Consider the following 25,606-nt stretch of genomic DNA (forward strand, 5'->3'; position numbering starts at 1 on the left):
TTATTTTGCAGGCTGAGGATAAACGAGCTCTTCAAGCAATTTGACATCGTGCTTATGAAGCTGCTTGATGATTTCTTTACGTACAGCAAGGGCGGCTTCGAAGTATTTTTCATCTTCGACCATCCCTTTCACAGTGATTTCTATCCCGCGATTAAGCTTATTGAGACCCATAATTCCATGAACCTGAAAGGGTTCAATGGCGTTTTGGAATTCATCTTTTTTGAGAAAATCATGATGCATTTGATTCAACTGGTCACAAGCTGATTCAAGCGCTTGAAAGGCGATGTCTGGGTTCTGATTGGCACTAATTAACACTGACTCCGTGATACGCATGTAATGTATGTTGTAGTTTTGAATTTGCCGGATGTCTCCGTTAGAAATGGTTAACAGCTTGCCGCTCCATTCTCTAATTTGCAGAGAACGGAGACCAATTTCTTCAATGGTTCCATTAAAGAGATTATTCACCGTCACGTAGTCACCTTTATGAATCTGCCGTTCATAGATCAGGAAGATGCCTGCTAAAATATCACGAATCAGCGTCTGGGCGCCAAAACCGATGACGATTCCGGCAACACCAGCACCAGCAAGAATTTTTCCAAAGTCATGAAAGAAGAGAGAAATGACATAGAACACAAAGCAAATTGAAGCTGTGTACTTCGTCACAGATTTGACCAAGCTCTCGATCGTTTTCTTCTTCTTATCTTCAATAAACTCCGTTCGTTTAAAGAAAATTTGAAGGGCTTTGTTGATGATAAAGACGGCAAACCAAAGAACAAGCCCAACAATTAGAATTTCAATGTATTTGTTCTTGACCACTGTCAGAAATGTATCGTCCATTTATCGGTTACCCCCTGGCTGTACGAGAAGTAAAATCAACATCTTGATAATAGCTGTTTTTCACAAGAACATTCGGACCAAGGCATTGCACACTTGGACAATGACAATTCAGTTCTTTCGCTAATTTCGTGTCCATCCAGCGTGTATATGCAGATTGCAATGTATCGGTTTCAATATTTCCAAGCGGCGGCGTATCGCCAAAGTCTGTCACAATAATATTCCCATCAAAAATATTCACATTCAACCTTGAGCGGCCGTCAGGATCATTTCGTACAGTGATATTTTTCTCCTGGCGCAATCGCTTTAGGAGGCGATGGTCTTCTTCATTTGTGCTGCATGAATAAAATGGCAAGGTGCCAAACAGCATCCATGTGTTCTCATCACGAATATCAAGCAGCTGATGAATCGCATCACGCATTTGCGGAAGCGTTAATGACTCAAGTGCACTGGCGAAATCGCTTGGGTACATCGGGTGAACTTCGTGACGCTGACATTTCATCTCCTCCACGATTTGACGATGGATGTGTTCAATGTAAGGAAGCGTGCGCTTATTGAGCATGGTTTCAGCGGATACTGTGACACCCGCTTTCACAAGTGCCTGACTATTTTCGATCATGCGGTTAAATAATTTTTCGCGCTGCTGCAAGGTTGGTTTTCTATCCATCATCGCAAAGCCGACCGTTGCAAACTCTTCGACAGTGCCCCAGTTATGTGAAATGTGCAGAACATCTAAGTATGGAATAATCTCTTCATAACGCGCCAAATCAAGTGTTAAGTTTGAATTGATTTGTGTGCGGACGCCGCGTTCATGGGCATACTTTAATATAGGTACGACATATTCCCGCACAGACTTGAGAGAAAGCATTGGCTCTCCGCCTGTAATACTTAGTGAGCGCAAAAGCGGAACTTCCTCTAAACGGCGAAGCAGCAAATCAAGTGGCAGTGCATGCGGGTCCTTTGGCTGCAAGGTATAGCCAACCGCACAGTGCTCACATCTCATGTTACATAAAGTCGTTGTCGTCAGTTCAATATTTGTCAGCTTCATTTCTCCGTAATCCTGCACATCGAGATAGGCTTCCCAAGGGTCGTATGCAGGTGTGATCGGACGAAGTGCTGTTTTTTGATTCATGGTATCTATCTCCTTTTCATTCGGGCAAACGCAGACCCGCCAACAGTTAATTTTAAGCCCCATGCCCGTTATACGCAAGGGGGAGACAATTGATTTATAAGAGAAAGAAAGATAAGCTATAAACAAATGCTAAAGGGAGTGTATCTATGGGCAAGGCAGCAGACAGCAAAGAGCAGCAGGTTGATTATTTAAAGAACCGATTAGATATGTTTATGAATGTGATTGATTCATTAGATCCCGAATCAACAGACGTTGAGGATATAGACAGACTGATCCAGATGATTGACGATCTAGAAGCGAAATATGAACGGTTTAAAAAAGATTGGAAGGAAGAATAGCTCGCGCGGATGCGGGCTTTTTTCTTTAAATTGGCAGGTGAATGGACGTATGAGTCTCGGTCATATTCTGCACAATAAAAGAAAAACTGGGAAGTGACGTAGATGAAAAAATATATGCTGATCTGTTTATGTGTGCTTTTTGTTTCAATGCCTCTGTCAGAAGCAGCAGCCGAGTCTAATAAGCCCATCCACTGGGGATTCGCTAAAAGCAAAGAGCACAAACCAGCAGATGCTGGAAAGGAAATGACGACACTCCTAAAAAAATATGATGCCTTTTATTTAGGAAACACGAAAAAGAAAGAGATTTACTTCACATTCGACAATGGCTATGAAAATGGGTACACACCGAAAATTTTAGACGTGCTGAAAAAACACCAAGTACCAGGCGCCTTTTTTGTGACAGGGCACTTCGTGAAGGATCAGCCGCAGCTTGTGAAACGTATGGCAGAGGAAGGACATATCATTGGCAACCACTCCTATCACCATCCAGACTTAACGAAAAAGAGTGCGAAAGAAATTAAAGAAGAGCTAGACAGTGTAAATGAAGCGGTGTACAAAATTACGGGAAAACAAGATAACCTCTATCTACGTCCGCCGCGCGGGGTATTTAGCGAAAGAGTATTAAAGGAAACAAAGAGGCTTGGCTACCAAACCGTTTTCTGGTCAGTTGCCTTTGTGGATTGGCATATCCATCATCAAAAAGGAAAACAATATGCCTATGATGAAATGATGAAGCAGGCACATCCAGGTGCGATTTATTTACTTCACACCGTCTCACGAGACAATGCCGAGGCACTGGATGAGGCCATCACAGCTCTTAAAAAACAGGGGTATTCCTTTAAAAGCCTAGACGATCTCATGCTTGAAAAAGTATGGCATCTGCCGCAGCTATAGAAAAAAGCTTGCAGAGGAACTGCAGGCTTTTTGGTTATTTAAAAATCCGGAACCACCCTTTATGCTTAAACCATAAAAGCATACCCGAGACGAGCAGACCCATGAAAATAAGTACGCCAAAATAGCCGTATTTCCAGTGCAATTCAGGCATGTTATCAAAGTTCATCCCGTAAACCCCAACAATAAAGGTCAGTGGGATAAAAATAGTCGACACAATCGTCAGTGTCATCATAATCGCATTCATCCGATTGGAATTCAGCGTCTGATAGCTGTCTCTTAAATCTGCTGTCATGTCTCTGTTCGACTCGACAATCTCTGTCAATTTTAGAAGGTGATCATAGATGTCATTGAAATAGGCTTGGCGATTTTTGTCGTTTTTCATCATGTTCATGTTCACGATACGGTATAAAAGGTCTCTCATCGGAATAATTGTCCTTCTTAGCTTTAACAAGTCTGACCGAATCCCGAATACTTCGTTCATTAAAGTGCCATACGTTTTATGACCTTCTTCATCTTCAATCTCATTTAGCCTGTCTTCAATTTGATAAATAATCGGGAAATAATCGTCAACCAGATCATCAATCAGCATGTAGGCAAGATGTTCAGGTCCACTATTTCGTGCGTGTTCAGATGCTTTTAGCTTTCGAATCACACGATCAATGTATGGTGCTTCCTTTAAGTGAAAGGTGACAATATAACTTTCACCAACAAACAGATCCACTTCCTCTGAACGAAGTGTTTTTTGATTGAGCGCATGAAGAACGAAAAATAAATACTCTTCATAAAAATCAAGCTTAGGCCGCTGTAAATAATGGAAGCAATCTTCAATTGAAAGCGGATGAAACTGAAAGAATTCCTTCAGCAACGCCGCTTCTTTTTCCGTTGGCGCATGAAAGTCAATCCAATACCAGGCAATATCGGGGCTTGAAAGCTGCTGCAATGTTGCATGTTCAATCAAGTCTCCGTTTTTTGTCACTGCAAGTTTTTTCAGCATATACACCCCTCCAGACTTGCATTATATCATGAAGCAGCGTGCACAAACTTATTCATCTTATCCACAAAAAAAGCCGATCTCATGATTGAGATCGGTCCATGTGCGTGTATGATTGATGGATAAAGGCGAGAATTAAGGACGACGGAAGTTGACGAAACCACCGTTACGGTCAAACCAGCCTCTAAATGCCCAGTTGATGTAACCGCCGTCACCTTTATTTGTGAAAGATCCATTTTCAAATACCCAAACTCCATAAGTGATGCTTCCGTATTTCACAGTAGCGAACGTTTTGACTCCGCTAAAACGAGTCTCGTAGCCTTGGCTTAAGTTAAATACCATGACATTGTATTTAGCGCCAGCAGCATAGAAAGCAGACTCCATTAAACCTTTGACAAAGCCTTCACGGTTTGTGTTTGCATTTGCAGCATTGATCAGTGCATTTGCAATTCCAAGAACGTCAAAGTTAATGTTTACGTTTGTCGCATTTGTCGATGCTTTACCTTCAGCAGCTTTGTTTAAAACAGTTTGCTGAACAGTTGTTGAAACTGGAGCAGCTTTTTGCTCAGCAGCATCAGCGAATACTGGTAGTGTTGAAGAAACAGCAGTGGCAAGGGCAACAGAAAGAATAGTTTTTTTCATTGGTCGGATCTCCTTTGTTTTTGAATTTTTTGGGTCTTCTTTTTCGTAAAACGTGAAACTAGGTGAAGCCGGTAATCAATGAGGTAAATATGTTCCTGCAAGATGAAACAAATGATTGCCTAATCCGCTAATTCCTTTGTTCACCTCCTTGATATGTCATAATTATACAAATATTTTTGAAATAGAAGATATCACCCAGAGGTTCTATTTCTAATTTAAGGAAAATGATCCTAAAATGTTGAATAATCGTGTCGAATATTAGCTAAATTCGACTAAAACTTTCATCAATCCAAAAGGAAAATGACCAAGAATAAGGAAGATATAACTGATAAATTCTTGTACTCTTTATATTTAAAAGTATTCAATATAGAGAATGATTCACGCAAAATGAAACAATCACATCCGCGTGTGTTTACAGAAAGGAAGAGGAAAAACATGTGGGAAAAACAGCTGGTGGTTGAGCCGCCATATCACTTTGATCAAGTGCTCAGACGCTTATCAAGTGATCCATTAAAGGCAGTCGATTTAAACAAAAGAGAAATCAAAGTGCCGATGAGGTTGGATCAAAAGCCGTACGTGGCAGTCGTTCAAGCCACAGGAACAAAAGAAACGCCTACGTTCCGGGTGCAATCAAACGGCCCTGAGGAACCCATCATTTCTGAAGTGAAGCGGATTTTTGGCATGGAGCATCAATTACACGTTGTTCATAACCATTTTTCTCAAACGAATCTAGCGTCTATTTTTGAACGTCACATCGGAACACCGCTCATGCTGGACTTTCATTTATATCATTGTTTGATGAAATGCATCATTCATCAGCAGCTCAATCTAGCGTTTGCTTATGAGCTCACGAAACGGTTTGTTCATTCGTACGGTGAGCAAATAGAAGGCGTTTGGTTTGACCCTTTACCGGAAACCATCGCATCGCTTGAAACAGACGATCTGAGAAAGCTCCAATTCAGTCAGCGGAAGGCAGAATACGTTATTGATGTATCAAAGCGAATTGTGAGCGGCTCTCTTTGTTTAGAGGAATTACACGATTTGCCGGATATAGAAATTGAGGAACGTCTGCTTCCGATTAGAGGCATTGGACCTTGGACGGTTCAAAATGTCCTGATGAATGGACTTGGAAGACCAAATCTCTTTCCGGTAGCAGATATTGGTATTCAAAACGCCATCAAACGGCACTTTGACCTGCCTGAAAAACCGACAAAAGAGGAGATGGCAGCCTTAAGCAAGGAGTGGACGCCTTATTTAAGCTACGCTTCCCTTTATTTATGGAGAAGCATTGAGACAGATAAATAAATGAAAGGCATTTTCTCTCTTTGTCCAAGTCGTGATATACTAATGAGATGGAATAAAATGAGGACAACCTATAACGGTTCAAATAGAACGGAGAGAATGAAATTGAAAGAAAAACAGCAAGGGGCCCTTCTGCAAAAGGGGCAGCAGTTCCCGCTTACCATTAAACGCCTTGGTATTAATGGTGAAGGGGTCGGTTATTTTAAAAAGCAAGTGGTCTTTGTCCCGGGTGCGCTTCCAGGTGAGGAAGTGGTCGTTGAAGCAACAAATGTACAGGCAAAATATGCAGAAGGTACGGTCAGAAAAGTGCGAAAGCGCTCGGAGCATCGAGTGAAGCCGCCATGCCCAGTATACGAGCAGTGCGGCGGCTGTCAGCTTCAGCATTTGGCGTACGAGCAGCAGCTAAAGGAAAAACGTGATATTGTCATTCAATCAATGGAACGACACACGAAGCTATCGGTCGAAACGCTAGATATTCGACCAACGATCGGCATGGAAGATCCGTGGCACTACCGGAACAAAAGTCAGTTCCAAGTAGGGCGGTCTCATAGCGGCGACATCATCGCTGGGCTTTATGGACTGAATTCTCATAAGCTTGTGCCGATTAAGGAATGTATTGTGCAGCATCCGAAAACGAACAAAACAACAGGCGTTGTCCGCAAAATTTTAGAGAAATTCGGCGTATCGGTTTACAATGAACGGACAAGAAAAGGCGACGTGCGGTCGATTGTCGTGCGAGTCGGCTTTGAAACAGGTGAAGTACAGGTCGTCCTTGTCACATCAAAACCTGAATTTCCAAAGAAAAAAGAAATTGCCGAAGCCATTCAAAAACGTCTGCCAGAAGTGACGTCCATTATGCACAATATCAATGGCGAAAAAACGTCGGTCATCTTCGGGCATAAAACATCTCAACTAGCAGGCAACATGGTCATCCAAGAATTTTTAGGAGACGTCTCATTTGAACTAAGTGCACGTGCGTTCTTCCAATTGAATCCGAAGCAGACATTAAAGCTTTACGATGAAGCGAAAAAAGCGGCCAAACTGACAGGAAAAGAAAAGCTCGTCGATGCCTATTGCGGCGTTGGCACCATCGGCATGTGGCTCTCAGATGGCGCAAAAGAAGTCAGAGGAATGGATGTCATCAAAGAATCGATCGATGATGCCAAGAAAAATGCCAAAAAACACGGCATGAAACACGCAACCTATGTGACAGGGACAGCTGAACATTGGCTCCCAAAATGGGTCAAAGAAGGCTTCCGCCCTGACGTCATCGTCGTGGACCCGCCAAGAACAGGCTGCGAAAGCACCTTCTTAGACACCGTCAAACATGTCAAACCAAAACGCTTCGTATACGTCTCTTGCAACCCATCCACACTAGCAAAAGACCTGCAATACATGTCAAAAGACTACAAGATCGAATACATGCAGCCAGTCGACATGTTTCCGCATACGGCGCATGTGGAGTGTGTGGTGTCTTTATCCCTTAAATAATAAGGAATTGACGGCTATGATGGACCAAAAACAGCAAATGCGGTCAAACGATTCCAATCATGCATGGACACAGCAGAATTGATGGACCGAAAACGAAAACAGCAATAGAAAAGGCACATTATCTAAATGAATAAAAGACCCTTCCAACAGGAGGGGTTTTACTTTAACTAACAATCTATTTTATTTTTTTCCTAAGCGCTCATTTCGTATTCTCTTCTATCATTGTACTTAGTACTCTATAATGAGACATCCATCAGGAGCCCTCGATTCTCAAACAAATCATTTTTTATTGTCTCACTCAAATATCAGCTGTATGAATATAAAATAAATTTTAAAAACCCAAAAAGGCATATAATAGCCAATCAGGGTCTTTGGCAAGGTACTCTTTAAACACAATTTTTACAGGGAGTTATTAAATATGAGACTGAAAGAACATGAAATATAACAACTTTATACATTCGTAAGAGGCCCACCAAATATTTAATCATTAAAACTGCAAAATGATTATTGGAGGGATTATGATGAATGACAAACAGTTTTCTTCATTTATAAAACAAGCAGATGAACCTTTTGTTGGGTGGGATTTCTCATTCATATCTGAAACTGGAAGAATGAAAAGTGAGTTGCTTTCATGGTCATATGGTAGTATAGCTATTTCTCTTGTTCAAAGTGCAAAATCAATACTAGATATGGGAACAGGTGGTGGAGAGTTTTTATTAAAATTAAGACCTTTTCCAACATCAGTTTATGCTACAGAAGGTTACATGCCTAATGTACCTATCGCAAAAGAACGATTAACACCTTTAGGAGTTAAGGTAGTTCAAATTGATAATGATGGAATTCTTCCGTTTGAGACTGGAAAATTTGATCTTATCATCAATCAACATGAGTCATTTTCATCTAAAGAGGTGAGAAGAATTATCTCGAAAGAAGGTATTTTTCTAACACAACAAGTCGGTGGACTCGATTGCATAGAGATTAATGAACATCTAAGGGAACCAATAAATGAGGAATTTATTGATTGGAACTTAAAGCTAGCTTTAAAAGAAATACAGGAGAATCATTGTGAGGTTTTGAAAAGTGCCGAAGAGTTCCCCATTCTAAGATTTTATGATATTGGAGCATTGGTGTATTATCTTAAAGCAATTCCTTGGCAAGTGCCAGGTTTTGAAATAAGTAATTTCAAGGATGAATTATACACCATTCATAAAACCATTGAACAAAAGGGTTATTTTGACGCAAAACAACACCGATTTATTATTTTAGCTAAAGCAATATAGTTGGAAATGGGGCCTTCGATATATTTGAAGGCTCCATTCTAATTCTGAACTAATACCACTCCTGTCAGCACTATCAAATCATAGGGCTTTTACTGGTCATGGATTGACTACATTCGGGAGAGTTTTTTAACTGCTGCCTTCAAGATAATCACTAATTAAATGCTAGGCTGCTTTTTTCTCCATAACCTTTTATTTATTTTCATGGATCCAAACGGAATCCTTTATTATATGTAACTAATTGTTGGGCTTAAAAGCATTCCAAAAAAATATAGGAGGATAACGATGAGCCAATTCGAGATCCTGACAAAATACAAACCGATGCTTCAGGAGGATCGTATCTGAGAATGGGAAATCGATCAAGCAAATGATGGAACAGCTGAACACCCAATCCAGATGCCCTTTGTGAATGATTCTGAAACGGTCCGTCACTTTATCGAAGATGTCTATACCTTTGCAGAACAACATCAAGAGATGGAGCTTACTCGCTACAGAGAAATCCTCAAAGAAAATGGCATTGAAGGTGGAACGAACGATTTGGGGAATGTGGATGTTTCAGATTTAAATGCACAGTGTGTACTGGCTCTCATCATGGGGGTTGTGATGGCTGAGTGGTTTTGCGATGGTGCCATCTTCAATTTCTTTAAAAGCGGATCCATATTAAAGTGCCTTGAAAGATTGGATTGTTTGGAGTAAGGGATGTGTACGTTTGATAAAAACTGAACATGAATGGATTGAAACAATGAAAAACCTAGATGATATGAAATCTAGGTTTTTTTGGAACATTTCTTCTGTTTCCGAACAAGGTCACGAGCATGTTAACTTCCCAGCTTTTTGACGAAATAGATCAAGCAAGAGCTGCTTGGTGTTTTTCAGAAATAGATGAGGTTCCTTATGAGATAAGATTCCTATAGTAATAAAAGGGTCCTCCATTTCGATTGGAACTTTCACAAACTCGTCTGACAATGGTGTAGAGGAAAGTACGACTCCGACGGAGGGGAATTCCTTTAGAAATGGCGGAATTGCTGAAATCTGGCTGATAGTATAAGTGAACGGCTCAATATTTATTCTTGAGAGTTCCTTTTGTAACTTCATGTGATATAAACAACTTTCCCCACCTATGATCAGTGGTTGTTGATAAAGATCCTTGATCAATGAAATCGTTCCAACTTGATCTGCCTGCTTTTTTGCGATAATAAAAGACATTTCCTCTTTGTACAATTCCTCAAACGGAAGTGGGTTCATCGCCGGTTCTCCTGCAATAGCAAAATCGATCTCCCCCTTGAGTAGCTGTTTGTGAAGGGAATCTGTATTACCGATGATAAAGTGGCATGTGATATTCGGTTTTTGCTTTCTGAAGGTTTGAAGGACTGAAGGAAGAATAGAGATAGCAATTGGTTCTATGACACCTATATTCAAGGTTCCGACTTCTTCTTTTTGGAGTTTTTGAGATTGATCTAATACAAAATTCCAGTGGAGAATCAGCTGATCAATCTCTTTGGCAAACAATTGCCCTGAAGGGGTTAATTCAGCCTCCCATCCTCTCACAAACAATTGAAACCCTAACTCCTTTTCTAATCGTTTGATTTGATTCGTTATCGTCGACTGTGCATAATTCAATTTTTGAGCGGCTTTTGAAAATGTCCCTTCTTGAATCACGGCTTGAAATGCTTTTAATTCTTTTAAGTCCATTCCTGATAATCTCCATTCGTTTTATGAATAATATTTTATATATTATTCAATTATACAAAACGAGTGTTGAGACGTAAAATGAAGTAAGACAGAAAGAGGAGTTGACATCCATATGCCATTTGTAAGAGTCAGTTATATTGAAACTGAGTACGATAAAGAAAGCTTAGCCTCAGTTAGCCAAACGATCATGAAGGCTCTGATGAAAGAATTTCATGTTCCTGAAAAAGACTACTTTCAGGTGTTCCATTCACATAAGAAAGAAGAATTTTATTATGACCCCAATTATCTTCTTCGTCATGATAGGGATCATCGTCTCTTATATATCCATATTACATGTGGTTCAGGAAGAACTTACGAACAGAAGCAGTCTTTATATAAGGAAATAGCTGACCAGTTATATAGCCAACTCCATATACCGAAAGAAAATGTATTCATTATGCTGGTTGAGACGGGCTTGGAGAATTGGTCCTTTGGAGAAGGACTTGCTCAAATGATCAAGTAACGAAATGAATGGAAGGGGAAATAGATATGCATCAACCAATTAAGTCAACTGTGAATTTAACCCTCGGAGATTTTGCTCCAGCATTTGTTGAGTACTCCGAAAAAGTTCTCTTTGGGGATTTGTGGCGAAGAGAGGAACTTTCGCTAAGAGATCGAAGTATGATTACAGTTTCAGCCTTAGTAAGTGCAGGCAGCCTAAATCAGCTGGAATACCATTTACATCTAGCCAAAGAAAATGGTGTAACGAAGAACGAATTGATTGAAGTCATCACACACCTTAGTTTTTATATCGGATGGCCTAAAGCAGCTTCAGCATTAGAAGCAGCTAAACACATGTTGGAGGAAAAATAAAACAATCAAATCAACGAGCCCTTATTTGAGTAAGGGCTTTTTTCTATGCGAATAAATTGGATTTTAAAATCTTCTATGTCATACTTTTGAATGAAATTGACTCAATAGAATTGACGTAAGAACCATGAATAGGTCAAGATGAAATAAACTGTAAGATAAATGGAGACGAATGATGATACATATCGTATTTGGGGCAGCACCTGCTGGTAGTTTAAAACAAGCATTAAGCGAAGTGAAGCAAGATCAGGCTGATGATATTATCGCCTTTGATGACATTTATTCGATTGGACCTCTTCTGCATTTGCATGAACATGAAGGACAGGAGAAGCGTAAAGAGTGGCTGCGTAAGGTGATATCAAATGAATTTGGACATATTGACGACATGGTCAACGATCAGCACAGAATGCTTCAGCAAATAAAAGATATAAAAGATGGCAGTCGTATACTCATCTGGACAGGCAGTAATGCACATGAGCAAATTGGTTTACGTTATGCCATCTATTTATTAAAAGAGAAAAGGATAGAATTGTCTTTAATCAATACAACGACTGCTTTTGACCAGCTGTTCAATACAAATACAAGAATAATGATCCTTCGACATGCCGGGGAGATCACATCTGAAAAATTTAAAATTTTGTACGAGAGTAAAGAGCATATTCACACAATGACAAAAGAAGAAAGAGAAAGATTACAAAACGAATGGCTTTCATTTGCTAAAGAAAATCATACGCTGCGGATATGGCAAAAAGGACAAACGATCAGCGTACCAGAAGATGAATTTGATGCTTATTTAGTGAAAATGGCTAAGCGAGTTCAGCAGTCCGAGTCAGAAGGGGAGTACATCAAAACTCCACGCTTAATTGGAGAAGTCATCGGTCATTTAGATCAGTATATCGGTGATGACTTTATTGAGTATCGTCTAAAGACATTAATTGATCAAGGTATTTTTGACATGATAGGAAAACGATCTTCAATGCGTTTTTATTCGATTAAGTTGACAGAATTCGGTCAGCACTTCAAAAAATGGGTGTGCTGTCGCGAGTTTGAGGATCACCCTTATGTGAAAATAGAAGGGACCTACGGTGGTGAACCCCTTCAATGTGGACACTGTCAATCCCATTTAGAAAGAGATGATGTACCTCTAAGCGATGCGCTCTTCTCGAAAATCTGGAATTGGGCCATACAGTATGGCCGCTGGTTTGATGAAGAGACAGAAGACTTGCTGCCAGATGGGGTAGAAATGGAAAAGAAGTTCAATCAAGAAGGAGAGCGCATGACGGAAGAAGTAAAACGTGCATTATCTCCTACGTATCAAGTCGAGTATAGCCCAAGTGAAATCACTCAACATTTTATTTAAAGAATGAATTTCAATCGCTCTGCACAAAATAAAGCTTTACATGATTAGTCATCATCATGTAAGATATGAAGAAATTAAAAGCGAAGAAAAGGACATGAGCAATTTGTACTGGTTACCAGAGAGGGAAGTCACGCTGAAATCTTCCTAACGCAGGAAAGTTGTCTTACCACCTTTGAGTTGTATTGGGGAAAATTGCAGTATCCAATACCGTCTACGCCACGTTACGGCACCAGAGCCATAAAGCGAATACGCATTATGGGAATTTGGGTGGAACCACGGATCACACATTCGTCCCTCTATGAGGGATGGGTGTGTTTTTTTGTTCACTCCTACATCATCATTACTTTGAAAAGGACATGAGCAGCTTTTAACGGTTACCAGAGAGGGAAGTAAAGCTGAAATCTTCCTAACGCAGAAAAGTTGTCTTACCACCTTTGAGTTGTATTGGGGAAAATTGCAGTATCCAATACCGTCTTTGCCACGTTACGGCACCAGAGCCATAAAGCGAATATGCATTATGGGAATTTGGGTGGAACCACGGATTACACATTCGTCCCTCTATGAGGGAAGGGTGTGTTTTTTTATTTCAAAAAAATGAAAGGTGTGTCAGTCATGAGAGAAAACATGGTGAAGATTCAATTTCCGGATGGAAAGGCGAAGGAGTTTTCCGCAGGTACGACTGTCGCAGAAATTGCCTCCTATATTAGTCCGAGTTTAAGAAAGAAAGCAGTGGCGGGAAAGGTAAATGATCAAACAGTTGATTTAAGTTATGAGCTAAACAGCGATGCAGTGCTGTCTATTTTGACACTCGATTCGGAAGAAGGGCTTGAAGTGTTACGTCATACATCTGCACACGTATTAGCCCAAGCCGTGAAAAGGTTGTATGATGATGTAACACTTGGGATCGGACCTGTCGTCGAAAATGGATTTTACTATGATATGAAACTAAATCGAACTTTACGTTTAGAAGATCTGGCAGCGATTGAAAAAGAGATGGAAAACATCATGAACGAAAATCATCTGATCCAAAGAATCGAAGTGTCTTACAAAGAAGCTGAAGCGTTGTTTGCGAATGACCCATATAAGCTGGATATTTTAAAAGGTCTCCCTAAACAAGAGACAATCACGGTTTATCAGCAAGGAGAATATATAGATTTGTGCCGTGGTCCTCATCTGCCATCTACAGGATATATGAAGGCATTTAAATTAACACGTGTTGCAGGGGCTTATTGGCGAGGGGATCGCAATCACGATGTATTGCAGCGGGTGTATGGTGTTGCGTTTCAACATTCAAAACATCTAGCTGATTATCTTCGTTTCATAGAAGAAGCAAACAAGCGAGATCACCGAAAATTAGGCTAACAATTATCTCTATTTATCTTCTCTGAAGAAGCTCCAGGTATGCCATTTTATTTACCAAAAGGGCAAATTGTCAGAAATGAATTAATGGCTTTTTCAAGAGAAGTGCGAGGTGAAGCACAATATGAAGAAGTGAGTACGCCATTTATGATGAACCAAGAACTTTGGGAACAGTCAGGCCATTGGGATCATTATCATGAAAATATGTATTTCTCAGAAGTAGACCATACAAGCTTTGCTTTAAAGCCGATGAACTGTCCAGGGCATATGCTCATGTTTAAAAACAACTTATATTCATACAGGGATCTTCTAATCAGGATGGCCGAATTTGGTCAGGTGCATCGTCATGAATATAGCGGTGCATTAAATGGATTGTTCAGGGTCAGGACATTTTGCCAAGATGATGCCCATATTTTTTTGAGAGAAGATCAAATTGAGTCTGAAATCAAACAGATTTTCCAATTAGTTGATCACGTATATCGAACTTTTGGATTTGAGTATTCAGTTGAACTTTCGACTCGTCCAGAAAAAGCATTAGGGGATGATGCAATTTGGCATCTATCTGAAACAGCCCTAAAGAATGTGCTTGACCAGCTAAAGGTCGGCTACCAGCTAAATGAAGGAGATGGGGCCTTTTATGGTCCAAAGATCGATTTTCATATTAAAGATGCACTAGAGCGGAGCCATCAGTGCGCCACAATTCAACTTGATTTCCAAATGCCTGAAAAATTTGACTTAACATATATCAATGAAAAAAACGAAAAGGTCCGGCCGGTTGTCATTCACAGTGCCATTTTTGGTTCTCTTGATCGTTTCCTTGGCATCTTAATCGAGCACTTTGCAGGAGCCTTTCCATTATGGCTAGCACCAGTACAAGTACAAATCATACCTGTCTCAAGCGTTCACCTCAATCACTGCTTGGAGGTTCAGCAGTACTTAAAAAGTGTAGGGATAAGAGTCACAATTGATGAACGGGATGAAAAACTCGGCTATAAAATGAGAGAAGCACAAATGCAAAAAACGCCTTATATCGCTGTGATTGGCGATAAAGAAATGCAAGAAAAAACGCTAAATATTAGGCGGCATGGAGAAAAGGCTTCAGAGCAGATGTCTATGGAGGATTTTAAAGGCTCGATAGCTCAACAAATAAAACAAAGAAAGATTGCTCAAGAATTAGTGTGATGTTTTTCACCATTGATAAGGAAGATCGAAGGGTTAAGCGTTCATTGAAATGATGGGCGTTTAACCCTTATTTTCATTTGTTAAAAAACCGAATAAACGGGTGAAAGGGAAAATATTGAAACATTTACTCAATAAAATCGTAATATAGATAGAGCGCTCATCAGAAACATTTGAAACGGAGAGGAGCATTACATGGAACAAGCAACGCTAAAAAAAATGAGAATAAAACAAATCGCCGCCTCTAATTTAATAGCCGGTATCATGATCGTCGCTTTTTTTATCTTGATTCAAATTTCTGAAATTCGATTTACACATTTCTTTTTTTGTTTAGGGATTTTAATGCTCCTTCAAAGCATTTTTGGTTTTATCAAAAAAGGATCGACGAAGTCTTTTATTCCACTTTTTGAACAGGTAGCCATTTATGAAAAGACGAAATTGGGGAAAGAGTGGGAAAAAGAACAGAGAACAGAAAATATTTGGAAATTGATATTGAGTGGGCTTATGTTCTTTCAGGCATTTAGCTTCCAAAATGTCACGAATCCATTCTTTGATATAGAACCTATATTTCTAATTTTTTTATTGGTTATTGCTCTAGCCCTTATCAATGTAAGCATGCTTTTTCGCTTTAGAAAAATTGACCGATCAACTGAAGAGCATGAATTAAAAGGGTATACAAAGGAATCAAACATGATGGCAATAGCTTTAGGTTTCTTGACAGTTATCGTTATATTTTTCTTTATCATCGTCTTTGTCCTTCCATAAGACTGATTACTTAACATTTTGAGGTGAAATAAATGAATGCAAACATTCAACAACTGATAGATCAGACAAGGATGAAATTTGGCTTAGATCATTACCATTTAAAAAGACACGGATTTTATCGATATGTCAACATGTTCAATGAAACCATTTATAAATTGAATATGGAGTGGTTTCCTCCTTATGAAACGGAACCTGAGGTTGACGATTTAAACCCAGATGGCACAGCCGTGATTGAAGTGAATTTGAATACGGGACAGGTTGAGAGTGCGGTTTTTGTTATGGGCAAGACATATGCAAAGAAAGGGGTTCAGTTTGATAACGCCCATCCAAATGAAGTCATCAAATGGATTGAACAAGAAACAAATTTGATCTATGGAGAGCATTTTCACTTACATAAGGAGAAAGAAGGGGAACTTCTTTTCGAAGAAAAAATGGATGATGTACCAGTGACTCCTTCAGGCATGATAGAGGTGAAATGGGATGAACATGGACAACTCATTTACTTTATTCATCACGGGCCATTTCTAGCTAAAAAAATGTTGAGAGCTGAAAAATATTCGCTTTTCATTGAGATGATCGAGAGCTTAGCACAGCAGCAAGTGCAAAGGGTAGAATGGCCTTCCTTTGAGCAAAATAAAATTCGACCTGTTTATGCGTTAGAAGAAGTGTATATTAAGAATGATGGAACAGGAACGATTCCGTTTGAAGATACGATTCAGGAACATCACTGTTTCAATATAAATAAATTCATAGAATGGGAGGTCCCGATAAGTGAACCTTTTGTAGGAAAGGAATTGAATATTCAAGAAGATATCTCAGCTGATCAAGCCTTTTCATGTGAACCTTCACCAGATACAATGCCAATTTCAGAAGAAGAAAAAGATAAGTGTTTGAAAGCAGTTCAAATCTTTTTGCGGCAGGAATATCCTAACGACACCGGAAAATGGATCTTACTTTCTCTCCACCGTGATCATGGTTACATTCATGCAACAGTAAAAGCAAATACACAAGAGAAAAGCGTGCTTACAGGTAAAATCATGATATTCATTGATGCCTATACATTTGAAGCAGTCAATTACATAGATAGACAACAAATGTTCAAGATGTGTGGGATGTTGGATGAACTCCAATCTCCAGATAAAATCACCCTATCAAAGGAAGAAGCCTTTGAAAAATTGAGAGAGTACCTGGAGCTTACACCCATCTATGTCTTTGACTTTGCACAAAAACAATATGTTTTATGCGGAAAACTGGATTGTCATTATGGGGTAGATGCAGCCAGTGGTGAAGTCATTCCATTACAGGACATTTGAAGTAATGAAGACAAGGCACTTTACGACTTTTTAAAGAACAGTGAGGAGCTGTTCTTTTTTCTGTCTATTTAACCTATTTTTTGAAGAAAAATGGAATTTTGTAGCAGGAAGTTGTCGTTTCATCACGAAAGAAAACAGATAAGAATATGATCATAGGTCCATCGTTTGGATTCGTGGTTGAGTTAATGAGAAGATATAGTAAACGTCATATATACTAAACAGTCGTGACAGTACAGTTGATCTACAATTGATCTCTAGAATAGAGAAATTGTGTCTCAAGTAGTATGCGAAAATACGTGTGCCGAGATCATATGATGAGTTGATTACGTTTATGTTTAGGTGAGTTTGAAGTCAAGATAGAAGAAAGTGAGGATATCTACCTTGAGTACATTGGAAGTGTTTCGTCAGTTTTTGGTTGACCATTATCCTGCGTTACAAGATGAGCTTTGGCTGAAAGATGTTGATACCCTTCGAACCTCTCCTATTCTTCATCCTTTTCTGAAAAGCAAGCTGCCAGAGGGGATCGAAAAATTCACTTGTGTACTATTCACGCAGCAGACAGATCAAACAGCTGCCCCGCTCAAAGTATATCTTCTGTTAGATGAATATGAGCAGTTAATTTACGCCATTGATTTGATGAATGAACAGATCGTACTTCATTAAAAAGAAAGGGAGGAGAGCATCTCCTGCCTCAGCTTGTAGAGAAACCTATGTTTTTCTACAAGCTTTTTTGTTTTAATAATGTGTTTTTCATCTTTATGAAAGAAACAAAAAAGGACTCCCACACCCCTGACCTAGCTTCGCTAGTGTGTGGCAATCTTCTTCATATTCTGGCAAGCGGCTGTGAGGAGAACTTGTTCTTCGTTCACATTTCGTTCCCCTCAATCGGCAGCAGCGAAGCCCATGCAGCTGTTTTGAATCTGCAAAGCAGCGCTCTATTTTTTTGTAGAGGATTTTTCCCGAGTCAGGATTTTGTCTACAAGCTGAAACAACCCGTTTTCAAAAGAAAATGGGTTGTTTTTAGTGTGAAGAGAAGGCTTTATTGTGTCAGTTTGATCGCTTGGTCCAGAACTTTTGCTCCGTTCATCATTCCATATGCCATTTGGTCAATGATATCGACCGGTGTCTGGTATTGTTCCGCTCGTTCTGCAATTTGTGTTTTTAAATAGCGGACTTGCGGTCCGATCAATATGACATCAATATCATTCATATGGCTTTGTAAATCCGCTTCAGCATAAGCGTTGATTTCAACAACTATTTTACGGCTTTCCGCTTCTTCTCTCATTTTTTTCATCAGCATGCTGGTCGACATGCCGGCAGAACATACAAGTGCTATCTTCATTTTGGTTTTCCACTCCTCAGCTCTTGATATAATTGAATTATTTCTTTCGCTACATCTTTTACAGTCATTGACGTCATCAAATGGTCTTGTGCATGGATTAACAATAGATTGGGTGAAAGGCCTTCACCTTGTGCTTCTTTTTGCAATAAGCGGGTTTGTGCCTGATGCGCTTGAAGCAGTTCCGCTTCTGCTTCTTGGATCTTTTGATTCCCTGAATCGTACTCGTTATTTTTCACATGCTGTAATGCTTCCATTGCAGATGAACGCGCATTTCCAGCATGCAAGATGATTTCAAAAGAGACCTGTTCTAAATGTAGTGTGTCCGCCATGATATTCCCCACCTTGTTTAGTTATTTTGTTGCCTGATGCAGAGAGGCTCGTTCTGCTGCTTTAATGAATGGCAGGTAAAGCAAGACAGCCAGCACCAAGTTGAAGATTTGCAGAAAGACTCCCCGGATTGATCCTCCGGTTACGAGATAACCGCTGACAATCGGCGGCGTCGTCCACGGAAGAATAGCTACAGTTTTCGGAACGAGTCCACAGGCTAAAGCGATGTACGACGTCACCGTTAAAACTAATGGAATCAATAAAAATGGAATGAACATAATCGGATTTAATACGATAGGAAGGCCGAACAGAATAGGTTCATTAATGTTAAAAAGGCCGGGTGCGAAGGATACCTTTCCGATTGTTTTGTAGTGCTTCGATTTCACGCCGATGAAAATAGCAGCGAGCAAAGCCAATGTTGTCCCCGATCCTCCCATAAACACATAAGAATCAAAAAAGGGCTTCGTCACGATATAAGGCACTTCAAACGCGCTCATTCCTTGCGAGAATAAATGCTGATTTTCCTGAATGAGCGGAAGATAGATGGATTCCATGATCGGTCCTAGAATATTTGTTCCGTGCAATCCGAAAAACCAAAGCAAATGATTCAAAAAAGTAAAAATCAAAGCTGATCCAATCGTGTTGGAAAGGCCTTGCAACGGTTCCTGGATCGAGCTGAAGACTAGCTCGTGGATGCTTTGACCGAAAAAATACACGATCAGAGTGTTAAATAATCCTGCTGCCGCCAATATCACAGCAGCCGGCAATAAAGCGTTCAAGGATTTTGTAACGCCATCAGGTACACCATCAGGCATTTTGATTTTAAGTTTCTCATTTTGAGAGAAGAGCCTAAATGCTTCCGTTGATAGCAAAGCCACGATTAATCCAACGAAAAGACCTTGAGCCCCCAGCCAAGTCATTGAAAAACCAAAGTCTTCTGTCGTCGGTGTAAGTACGGCAAATGCCCCGACCCCGATTAATGCGGCAGAAAGACCATCAGTCTTATAAGACTCTGCAAGCTTGAAACTGATAGCTGCAACGGCCAGCAGACTTAAAATAGCAAATGATCCATTCCATATAGCTCCGCCGGCAGCCGTCCATCCTTCTCCAAAAAGACTCGTCATGAAATCTTGAAATGCCGGTATAGGGAAATGATTGATCAGTATGGCAAGAGAGCCGATGATGATTAAAGGCATAATGGCAATGAATCCATCGCGTATGGCAATTAAGTGCCTTTGGGAGCCGATTCTTCCAGCGATCGGCATGATTTTAGATTCGATGAACGCCATGGTTTTATTTTGTTTCATATTGTACAGCCTCCTCAAAGAACTGGGGAAGATAACGTTTATGAGCCTCAAGCATTTCATTCATCACCGTTTGGGCTTTATGATCAGATGGAATTAGCGGATTCATGATCATAGCGGAATACAATATGTTGTCATCACCCGTGATCGCTGCTTCGATAACTAATTGTTCGAATTTTTTCATAGAGATCACTGCCCCGCTGATTGAATCTGGCAGTTTTCCGACTGTCAGCGGTATGGGACCGCTTTTTGTGATGACACTGTTGACTTCAATCACTGCATCATGTGGAAGATCTGGTATGCTTCCTTTATTCAATGTGTTGACGGTCTGAATATCCATCGAATGATGATAAAGCGAGTTCATTAATGAACAGGCTGCTTCACTATAATAAGCCCCGCCGCGTTCTTCCAATTCTTTAGGCTTTTCATGGAGGTCTGCGTCTTTGTATTTTTCAAACAGCTGCTTTTCTACGTTCATGACAGCTTCTGCGCGTGTCCCTTTGTTTTTGTATGCTTCGATATCTTTTTCAAGTACATCTTCATACTGATAATAATACTGATGATACGGATTCGGAAGCATGCGCAAAGAACGTAAAAATTGACGATTCCAAGGCAGCATCGCAATATTGGAAGGAGAATAGTCTATGGTGTCATTTAATAGAAGACCTATTGCCTCTTCTGTGCGGTCAACCCCGTCAATCCACACCTTTTGTCCGAAGACAAAATGGTTAAGCCCTGCGAATTCAATCATGACACGGTTCACATTCACGTCAAAAATTTCTGCAATGCTGTTTTTCATGTTATAAGGGATATTGCAAACCCCGATGACTTTTTGATGGGATCCATGTTTCAATAAAGCTTCAGTCACGATGCCTGCTGGATTTGTAAAATTGATCAGCCACGCTTCTGGACAAATCTCGTTTATATCGCGAGCGATATCCAGCATGACGGGAATGGTCCGCAAAGCTTTAAAAATACCGCCGGCGCCATTTGTTTCTTGGCCGATAAGACCATGGCTGAGCGGGATTCTTTCATCCATCGCTCTGGCCTTCAATCCTCCGACTCTTATTTGAACCGTGACGAAATCCGCATGTTTCAGCGCTTTCGCACGATCTTTTGTATAGCTCAATTCAATCGGAACATCCGCATGTTTGATCATTCGCTTCGCGAGTTCTGAAGTGATGCGTACTTTTTCTTCCCCTTCCTCATTGTCGACGAGGACAATCTCTTTCACTGGAAAATGCTGATACCGTTTGATTATACCTTCAATGATTTCTGCTGTGTAGCTTGATCCCCCGCCTATAATGACTAACTTCAACGCCATAATCCCCCTCCTCAAATCTCTATTTTTGAAAGCGCTTTACACAATTGGAATTTAACATGTAGTAACAAATTTGTCCATACATATTTGTTATGATAAATTATTTTTTTTGAGAACTTTTTGTGCTATTCTATAGTTAATAATGTCAATCTAAAGGAGAAAATAAATGGCAAAGCAACCACAACTCCACAGTCGAATTAAACAAGATATTTTAGATAAAATAGAGAGCGGTTATTACCCGTCTGGCAGCCTGCTTCCGACGGAGTCCGAATTTTGCAAAATGTACGATGTCAGCCGAACAACGCTGCGGACTGCCTTGAACCATTTGCTTATGGAAGGAGCTATTTACCGCAAACAGGGGAAAGGGACATTTGTCGCCAAAGGAAAAGTAAAGCAGATCTTAAGTTCCAGCAATCTTCGCTATGCAGATCAATTAAAAGCGCAAGGTATTAAACCGAAAATCAAAGTTGTCGATTTGCAAAAATTAAAACCAGCCAAAAAGATCCAAAATTGCCTTGGGATTGATGATGAACAAATGGTCTATCAGGTGAAGCGGATTCGGTATGCGGATGAGGAAGAAATCCAGTTCGAAATGGCCTTTATCAGAGCCGATCTCGTGCCGGAGATAACGGAAGAAATGGCCAATATTTCTCTGTACCAGTGTATTAACAGTCAAGGAAATACGATTAAAAGAACCGAAGAGCAAATCAAAATCTTTATTTCGGATGAAGAAATTGCACAGCATTTGAATATCACACAAGGCACGCCCTGCTTCCAGATTGCAACACAAACATTTTTGGCGTCTGAAGAAGTCGTGGAGTTTTCTCTGGCTTATTTCCGCGGAGACCGCGTTGAATTCTTCATAGAACGCGACTATGAAGAAAGAGGGGATGAAGGATGAAAGCTTTGATCATAAACGCCGATGATTTTGGATTTTCACGGGGAGTCAACCTCGGCATCATTGATGCGTTCCAGCGAGGGGTGCTCACATCGACTACGCTCATGACCAATATGCTAGAAATGGAACATGCCGTCTTACTTGCAAGGGAAAATCATGAACTTGGGGTCGGCGTTCACTTAACATTGACAGCAGGACGTCCGCTTCTCAGCGGCCTGCAAACGGTTACGGATGAAGATGGGAATTTTCGCAAGCTTTCATACTATCAAGGTTTTTTCGACATCGATCTTGATGAAGTGTATCAGGAATGGAGAGCACAGATAGAAAAAGCCCTCTCCTGCGGCTTGCATCCGACGCATATCGACAGCCATCATCATATCCATACATACGGAAATCTTCCCGAGGTGTTTGTGAAGCTGGCAAAAGAGTATGATCTTCCCTGCAGAAAGGTGAACGATCATCATCCTTCCTTGTGGAAGAATGTGAGATCGAATGATGTCTTTGAGTTGAAAGTGGACAGATTGAAAGACTTATCATCCTTCCTTGATCTTCATCAAGACGCAGAAGTCATTGAAGTCATGTGCCATCCGGCTTATGTTGATAAATTACTGCTCGAAAAATCTTCATTCCATTATCCTCGGGTTTATGAGCTTTCATTACTGACTGATCCTTTGTTGAAAGCGGCTTTAATACAATGTTCGGATATTCGCCTTATTTCTTATGCCGGTCTTTAAATCTACAATTCTTGTAAAAATATGAAAAGGGCTCATGAGAACGTCGGCTTGCCGTTCTCCAAGTCTTGATGCTGGAAATGTCTCAGGCATTTTCAGCATTTAATGCAAAAATAGCATTGACAATTCAGAATATTCTAATTATCATGAATTTGTCATAACAAATTTTTGTATCATTAAGTTTTTGCTTGAAGCTATTCTTGCCAAATAAGGTCTAGACATCCATACCTGTTATTCAAAATGCCATTCTAATGTTTACTCTCCACTCACATATACGGTTTGAAAAAGCATATGAAAACTAGAAATGTAAGCGTTTTCTCGTTGTTGTCTTCAGTGCCATCAGCTGCTATGTCATGACAAGGTGAATATAAACCTATTGAAAAGGGGGTGAACAAAATAGCGTTTCAGTGATGAACAGCCAAAAAAATTAATGAAAAGGGGATGAAAAAATTGTTTTTAAACAAAAAGTTTCTCGTTTTTTCTTTCATTTTTGTGATGCTTTTAAGTCTGTCCTTTTTTAATGGGGAAAGTGCAAAAGCCAGTTCTGACAAAAGTTATAAAATGATCGGCTACTATCCGTCCTGGGGCGCTTATGGAAGGGATTTTCAAGTATGGGATATGGATGCTTCTAAAGTCAGCCATATTAATTATGCATTTGCTGATATTTGCTGGGAGGGGCGGCATGGAAACCCTGATCCGACAGGCCCGAATTCCCAGACATGGTCTTGCCAGGATGAAAACGGAGTGATTGATGTTCCTAATGGATCAATCGTGATGGGGGACCCATGGATCGATGTGCAAAAGTCAAATCCCGGAGATACTTGGGATGAGCCGATTCGGGGCAACTTTAAACAACTATTGAAGCTGAAAAAGAACCATCCTCATTTGAAAACATTCATATCAGTTGGCGGTTGGACCTGGTCAAATCGCTTTTCAGATGTTGCGGCAGATCCTGCGGCCAGAGAGAATTTTGCTGCTTCAGCAGTAGATTTTTTAAGAAAATATGGGTTTGATGGAGTCGACCTTGACTGGGAATATCCGGTAAGCGGAGGGCTGCCGGGAAACAGCACCCGTCCGGAGGATCAGAGAAACTACACGCTACTCTTGCAGGATGTGCGCGAAAAGCTTGACGCCGCAGAAGCGAAGGATGGCAAGAAATACTTGCTGACAATCGCCTCCGGCGCCAGCCCTGAATATGTAAGCAACACTGAATTAGATAAAATTGCTGAAACCGTTGATTGGATTAACATTATGACCTATGACTTTAATGGCGGATGGCAAAGTATAAGCGCCCATAACGCCCCATTATTCTATGATCCAAAAGCGAAAGAAGCCGGCGTTCCAAACGCTGAGACATTTAACATTGAAAGCACCATGAAGCGCTACAAGGAAGCCGGTGTCAAAGCGGACAAATTAGTGCTTGGCACACCGTTCTATGGCAGAGGCTGGAGCGATTGTGAATCTGCAGACAATGGAGAATATCAAAAATGCGGACCGGCTAAAGAAGGGACGTGGGAAAAGGGGGTATTTGATTTTTCAGATCTTGAAAAGAACTACATCAATAAAAACGGCTATAAAAGATATTGGAATGATCGAGCAAAAGTGCCGTTTTTGTATAATGCGGAAAATGGAAACTTCATTACCTACGATGATGAAGAATCGTATGGATACAAAACCGATTTTATTCAATCAAACGGATTAAGCGGGGCTATGTTTTGGGATTTCAGCGGTGATTCAAATCAGACTTTGCTCAACAAATTAGCAGCCGATTTAGGGTTCGCTCCAGGTGGGAGTAATCCAGAACCGCCTTCATCTGCACCGGATAATTTGCGTGTGACCGAAAAAACCGCAACCAGTATCAGTCTGGCGTGGGATGCACCGAGCGACGGAGCAAACATCTCAGAGTATGTGCTGTCATATGAAGGCGGGTCCGTATCGGTCAAGGAAACATCGGCGACAATCGGGAAATTAAAGCCGAATACGACATACTCATTTACAGTATCGGCAAAGGATGCGGACGGAAAACTCCATACCGGGCCAACGATAGAAGCAGCAACAAACTCTGATCAAACATGTGGGTATAAAGAATGGAAAGATACAGTCGTCTACACAGGCGGAGACCGAGTTGTCTTTAACGGCAAAGTGTATGAAGCGAAATGGTGGACGAAAGGAGAGCAGCCGGATCAGGCTGGTGAGTCGGGTGTATGGAAATTAATCGGTGATTGCAAATAATCAGTTTAATAGAAAACGATAAAGAGAGAGTGG

At 40.5% G+C, this 25,606-nt stretch carries 24 protein-coding genes, 3 pseudogenes and 2 other annotated features; of the genes and pseudogenes, 17 read left to right on the forward strand and 10 right to left on the reverse strand.

The annotated features are described in order from the left end of the window. Window positions 1-837 carry a mechanosensitive ion channel family protein gene (locus NPA43_RS03870; protein ID WP_099727654.1) on the reverse strand — a complete coding sequence of 279 codons (837 nt, stop codon included), beginning with the start codon at window positions 835-837 and terminating at the stop codon, window positions 1-3. A gap of 7 nt (window positions 838-844) precedes the next feature. Beyond that, on the reverse strand, window positions 845-1,966 hold the full coding sequence (gene yfkAB, locus NPA43_RS03875) for a radical SAM/CxCxxxxC motif protein YfkAB (RefSeq protein WP_249705292.1): 1,122 nt from the start codon (window positions 1,964-1,966) through the stop codon (window positions 845-847). Between the two features lie 146 nt (window positions 1,967-2,112). On the opposite strand from yfkAB, the gene NPA43_RS03880 reads away from it, so the two are divergent. After that, window positions 2,113-2,304 (forward strand): SE1561 family protein, encoded by a 192-nt coding sequence (locus tag NPA43_RS03880; RefSeq protein ID WP_034323464.1) that lies wholly within the window; start codon window positions 2,113-2,115, stop codon window positions 2,302-2,304. Window positions 2,305-2,418: 114 nt separating this feature from the next. Next, window positions 2,419-3,198 (forward strand): delta-lactam-biosynthetic de-N-acetylase, encoded by a 780-nt coding sequence (pdaA, locus tag NPA43_RS03885; RefSeq protein WP_371930236.1) that lies wholly within the window; start codon window positions 2,419-2,421, stop codon window positions 3,196-3,198. A gap of 34 nt (window positions 3,199-3,232) precedes the next feature. Here pdaA and corA read toward each other — a convergent pair whose 3' ends face one another. Then, on the reverse strand, window positions 3,233-4,192 hold the full coding sequence (gene corA, locus NPA43_RS03890) for a magnesium/cobalt transporter CorA (protein WP_099727651.1): 960 nt from the start codon (window positions 4,190-4,192) through the stop codon (window positions 3,233-3,235). A gap of 132 nt (window positions 4,193-4,324) precedes the next feature. Then, window positions 4,325-4,831: a stress protein gene (locus tag NPA43_RS03895; protein WP_230031559.1), complete on the reverse strand. Its 507-nt coding sequence runs from the start codon at window positions 4,829-4,831 to the stop codon at window positions 4,325-4,327. Between the two features lie 435 nt (window positions 4,832-5,266). On the opposite strand from NPA43_RS03895, the gene NPA43_RS03900 reads away from it, so the two are divergent. The 5 genes and pseudogenes from NPA43_RS03900 (at window position 5,267) to NPA43_RS03915 (ending at window position 9,597) form a co-directional block, all read left to right on the forward strand. Then, window positions 5,267-6,136, forward strand: a complete 870-nt coding sequence (locus NPA43_RS03900; RefSeq protein WP_230031560.1) for a DNA-3-methyladenine glycosylase family protein — start codon at window positions 5,267-5,269, stop codon at window positions 6,134-6,136. A gap of 96 nt (window positions 6,137-6,232) precedes the next feature. Beyond that, window positions 6,233-7,624 carry a 23S rRNA (uracil(1939)-C(5))-methyltransferase RlmD gene (gene rlmD / locus NPA43_RS03905; RefSeq protein WP_256499402.1) on the forward strand — a complete coding sequence of 464 codons (1,392 nt, stop codon included), beginning with the start codon at window positions 6,233-6,235 and terminating at the stop codon, window positions 7,622-7,624. 3 nt (window positions 7,625-7,627) lie between these two features. After that, window positions 7,628-7,758, forward strand: a pseudogene (locus tag NPA43_RS19205) (peptidoglycan-binding domain-containing protein); the annotation flags it as partial. 384 nt (window positions 7,759-8,142) lie between these two features. Further along, window positions 8,143-8,904, forward strand: coding sequence for a class I SAM-dependent methyltransferase (locus NPA43_RS03910; protein ID WP_371930222.1), 762 nt, complete (start codon window positions 8,143-8,145; stop codon window positions 8,902-8,904). A gap of 351 nt (window positions 8,905-9,255) precedes the next feature. Beyond that, window positions 9,256-9,597, forward strand: a complete 342-nt coding sequence (locus NPA43_RS03915; protein ID WP_256499652.1) for a DUF6508 domain-containing protein — start codon at window positions 9,256-9,258, stop codon at window positions 9,595-9,597. A gap of 111 nt (window positions 9,598-9,708) precedes the next feature. Here NPA43_RS03915 and NPA43_RS03920 read toward each other — a convergent pair whose 3' ends face one another. Continuing rightward, window positions 9,709-10,593, reverse strand: coding sequence for a LysR family transcriptional regulator (locus NPA43_RS03920; RefSeq protein ID WP_256499403.1), 885 nt, complete (start codon window positions 10,591-10,593; stop codon window positions 9,709-9,711). A gap of 112 nt (window positions 10,594-10,705) precedes the next feature. On the opposite strand from NPA43_RS03920, the gene NPA43_RS03925 reads away from it, so the two are divergent. From NPA43_RS03925 to NPA43_RS03955, 7 genes and pseudogenes are all read left to right on the forward strand, one after another. Continuing rightward, window positions 10,706-11,095, forward strand: coding sequence for a tautomerase family protein (locus tag NPA43_RS03925; protein WP_099727644.1), 390 nt, complete (start codon window positions 10,706-10,708; stop codon window positions 11,093-11,095). 26 nt (window positions 11,096-11,121) lie between these two features. Then, complete coding sequence (locus NPA43_RS03930; RefSeq protein ID WP_099727643.1) at window positions 11,122-11,445, forward strand: carboxymuconolactone decarboxylase family protein; 324 nt, start codon at window positions 11,122-11,124, stop codon at window positions 11,443-11,445. 169 nt (window positions 11,446-11,614) lie between these two features. Beyond that, window positions 11,615-12,802 (forward strand): DUF1835 domain-containing protein, encoded by a 1,188-nt coding sequence (locus NPA43_RS03935; RefSeq protein ID WP_256499404.1) that lies wholly within the window; start codon window positions 11,615-11,617, stop codon window positions 12,800-12,802. A 74-nt stretch (window positions 12,803-12,876) separates the two neighbouring features. After that, window positions 12,877-13,101 (forward strand) — a binding site (T-box leader). Between the two features lie 37 nt (window positions 13,102-13,138). Then, window positions 13,139-13,363, forward strand: a binding site (T-box leader). A 51-nt stretch (window positions 13,364-13,414) separates the two neighbouring features. After that, window positions 13,415-15,343: pseudogene (gene thrS / locus NPA43_RS03940) on the forward strand (threonine--tRNA ligase). A gap of 192 nt (window positions 15,344-15,535) precedes the next feature. Continuing rightward, a complete protein-coding gene (locus NPA43_RS03945) occupies window positions 15,536-16,105 on the forward strand; it encodes a hypothetical protein (protein ID WP_256499405.1) in 570 nt (189 codons plus the stop codon). A 32-nt stretch (window positions 16,106-16,137) separates the two neighbouring features. Further along, window positions 16,138-17,418, forward strand: a complete 1,281-nt coding sequence (locus tag NPA43_RS03950; RefSeq protein WP_256499406.1) for a hypothetical protein — start codon at window positions 16,138-16,140, stop codon at window positions 17,416-17,418. A 381-nt stretch (window positions 17,419-17,799) separates the two neighbouring features. Beyond that, window positions 17,800-18,081, forward strand: coding sequence for a hypothetical protein (locus tag NPA43_RS03955; protein WP_099727639.1), 282 nt, complete (start codon window positions 17,800-17,802; stop codon window positions 18,079-18,081). Window positions 18,082-18,221: 140 nt separating this feature from the next. On the opposite strand, the pseudogene NPA43_RS03960 reads toward NPA43_RS03955, so the two are convergent. From NPA43_RS03960 to NPA43_RS03980, 5 genes and pseudogenes are all read right to left on the reverse strand, one after another. After that, window positions 18,222-18,363 (reverse strand): annotated as a pseudogene (locus tag NPA43_RS03960) (transposase); the annotation flags it as partial. Between the two features lie 94 nt (window positions 18,364-18,457). Beyond that, window positions 18,458-18,760 carry a PTS sugar transporter subunit IIB gene (locus NPA43_RS03965; RefSeq protein ID WP_230031564.1) on the reverse strand — a complete coding sequence of 101 codons (303 nt, stop codon included), beginning with the start codon at window positions 18,758-18,760 and terminating at the stop codon, window positions 18,458-18,460. After that, the gene (locus NPA43_RS03970) at window positions 18,757-19,089 is read right to left on the reverse strand and encodes a PTS sugar transporter subunit IIA (protein WP_256499407.1); all 333 of its coding nucleotides are present in this window, start codon (window positions 19,087-19,089) and stop codon (window positions 18,757-18,759) included. The genes NPA43_RS03965 and NPA43_RS03970 overlap by 4 nt, the downstream gene beginning before the upstream one ends. Before the next feature lie 21 nt (window positions 19,090-19,110). Then, a complete protein-coding gene (gene celB, locus NPA43_RS03975) occupies window positions 19,111-20,394 on the reverse strand; it encodes a PTS cellobiose transporter subunit IIC (RefSeq protein WP_256499408.1) in 1,284 nt (427 codons plus the stop codon). Then, on the reverse strand, window positions 20,381-21,715 hold the full coding sequence (locus NPA43_RS03980) for a 6-phospho-beta-glucosidase (protein ID WP_256499409.1): 1,335 nt from the start codon (window positions 21,713-21,715) through the stop codon (window positions 20,381-20,383). Before NPA43_RS03980 ends, celB begins: the two co-directional genes overlap by 14 nt. Window positions 21,716-21,878: 163 nt before the next feature. Here NPA43_RS03980 and NPA43_RS03985 point away from each other — a divergent pair, with 163 nt between their 5' ends. From NPA43_RS03985 to NPA43_RS03995, 3 genes are all read left to right on the forward strand, one after another. Then, complete coding sequence (locus NPA43_RS03985) at window positions 21,879-22,613, forward strand: GntR family transcriptional regulator (protein ID WP_099727634.1); 735 nt, start codon at window positions 21,879-21,881, stop codon at window positions 22,611-22,613. Further along, complete coding sequence (chbG, locus tag NPA43_RS03990; RefSeq protein WP_256499410.1) at window positions 22,610-23,344, forward strand: chitin disaccharide deacetylase; 735 nt, start codon at window positions 22,610-22,612, stop codon at window positions 23,342-23,344. The genes NPA43_RS03985 and chbG overlap by 4 nt, the downstream gene beginning before the upstream one ends. Before the next feature lie 438 nt (window positions 23,345-23,782). Beyond that, a complete protein-coding gene (locus NPA43_RS03995) occupies window positions 23,783-25,573 on the forward strand; it encodes a glycosyl hydrolase family 18 protein (protein WP_371930223.1) in 1,791 nt (596 codons plus the stop codon). Window positions 25,574-25,606 lie beyond the last annotated feature (33 nt).

This window comes from Bacillus pumilus (genome assembly GCF_024498355.1).
GTDB lineage: Bacteria > Bacillota > Bacilli > Bacillales > Bacillaceae > Bacillus > Bacillus pumilus_P.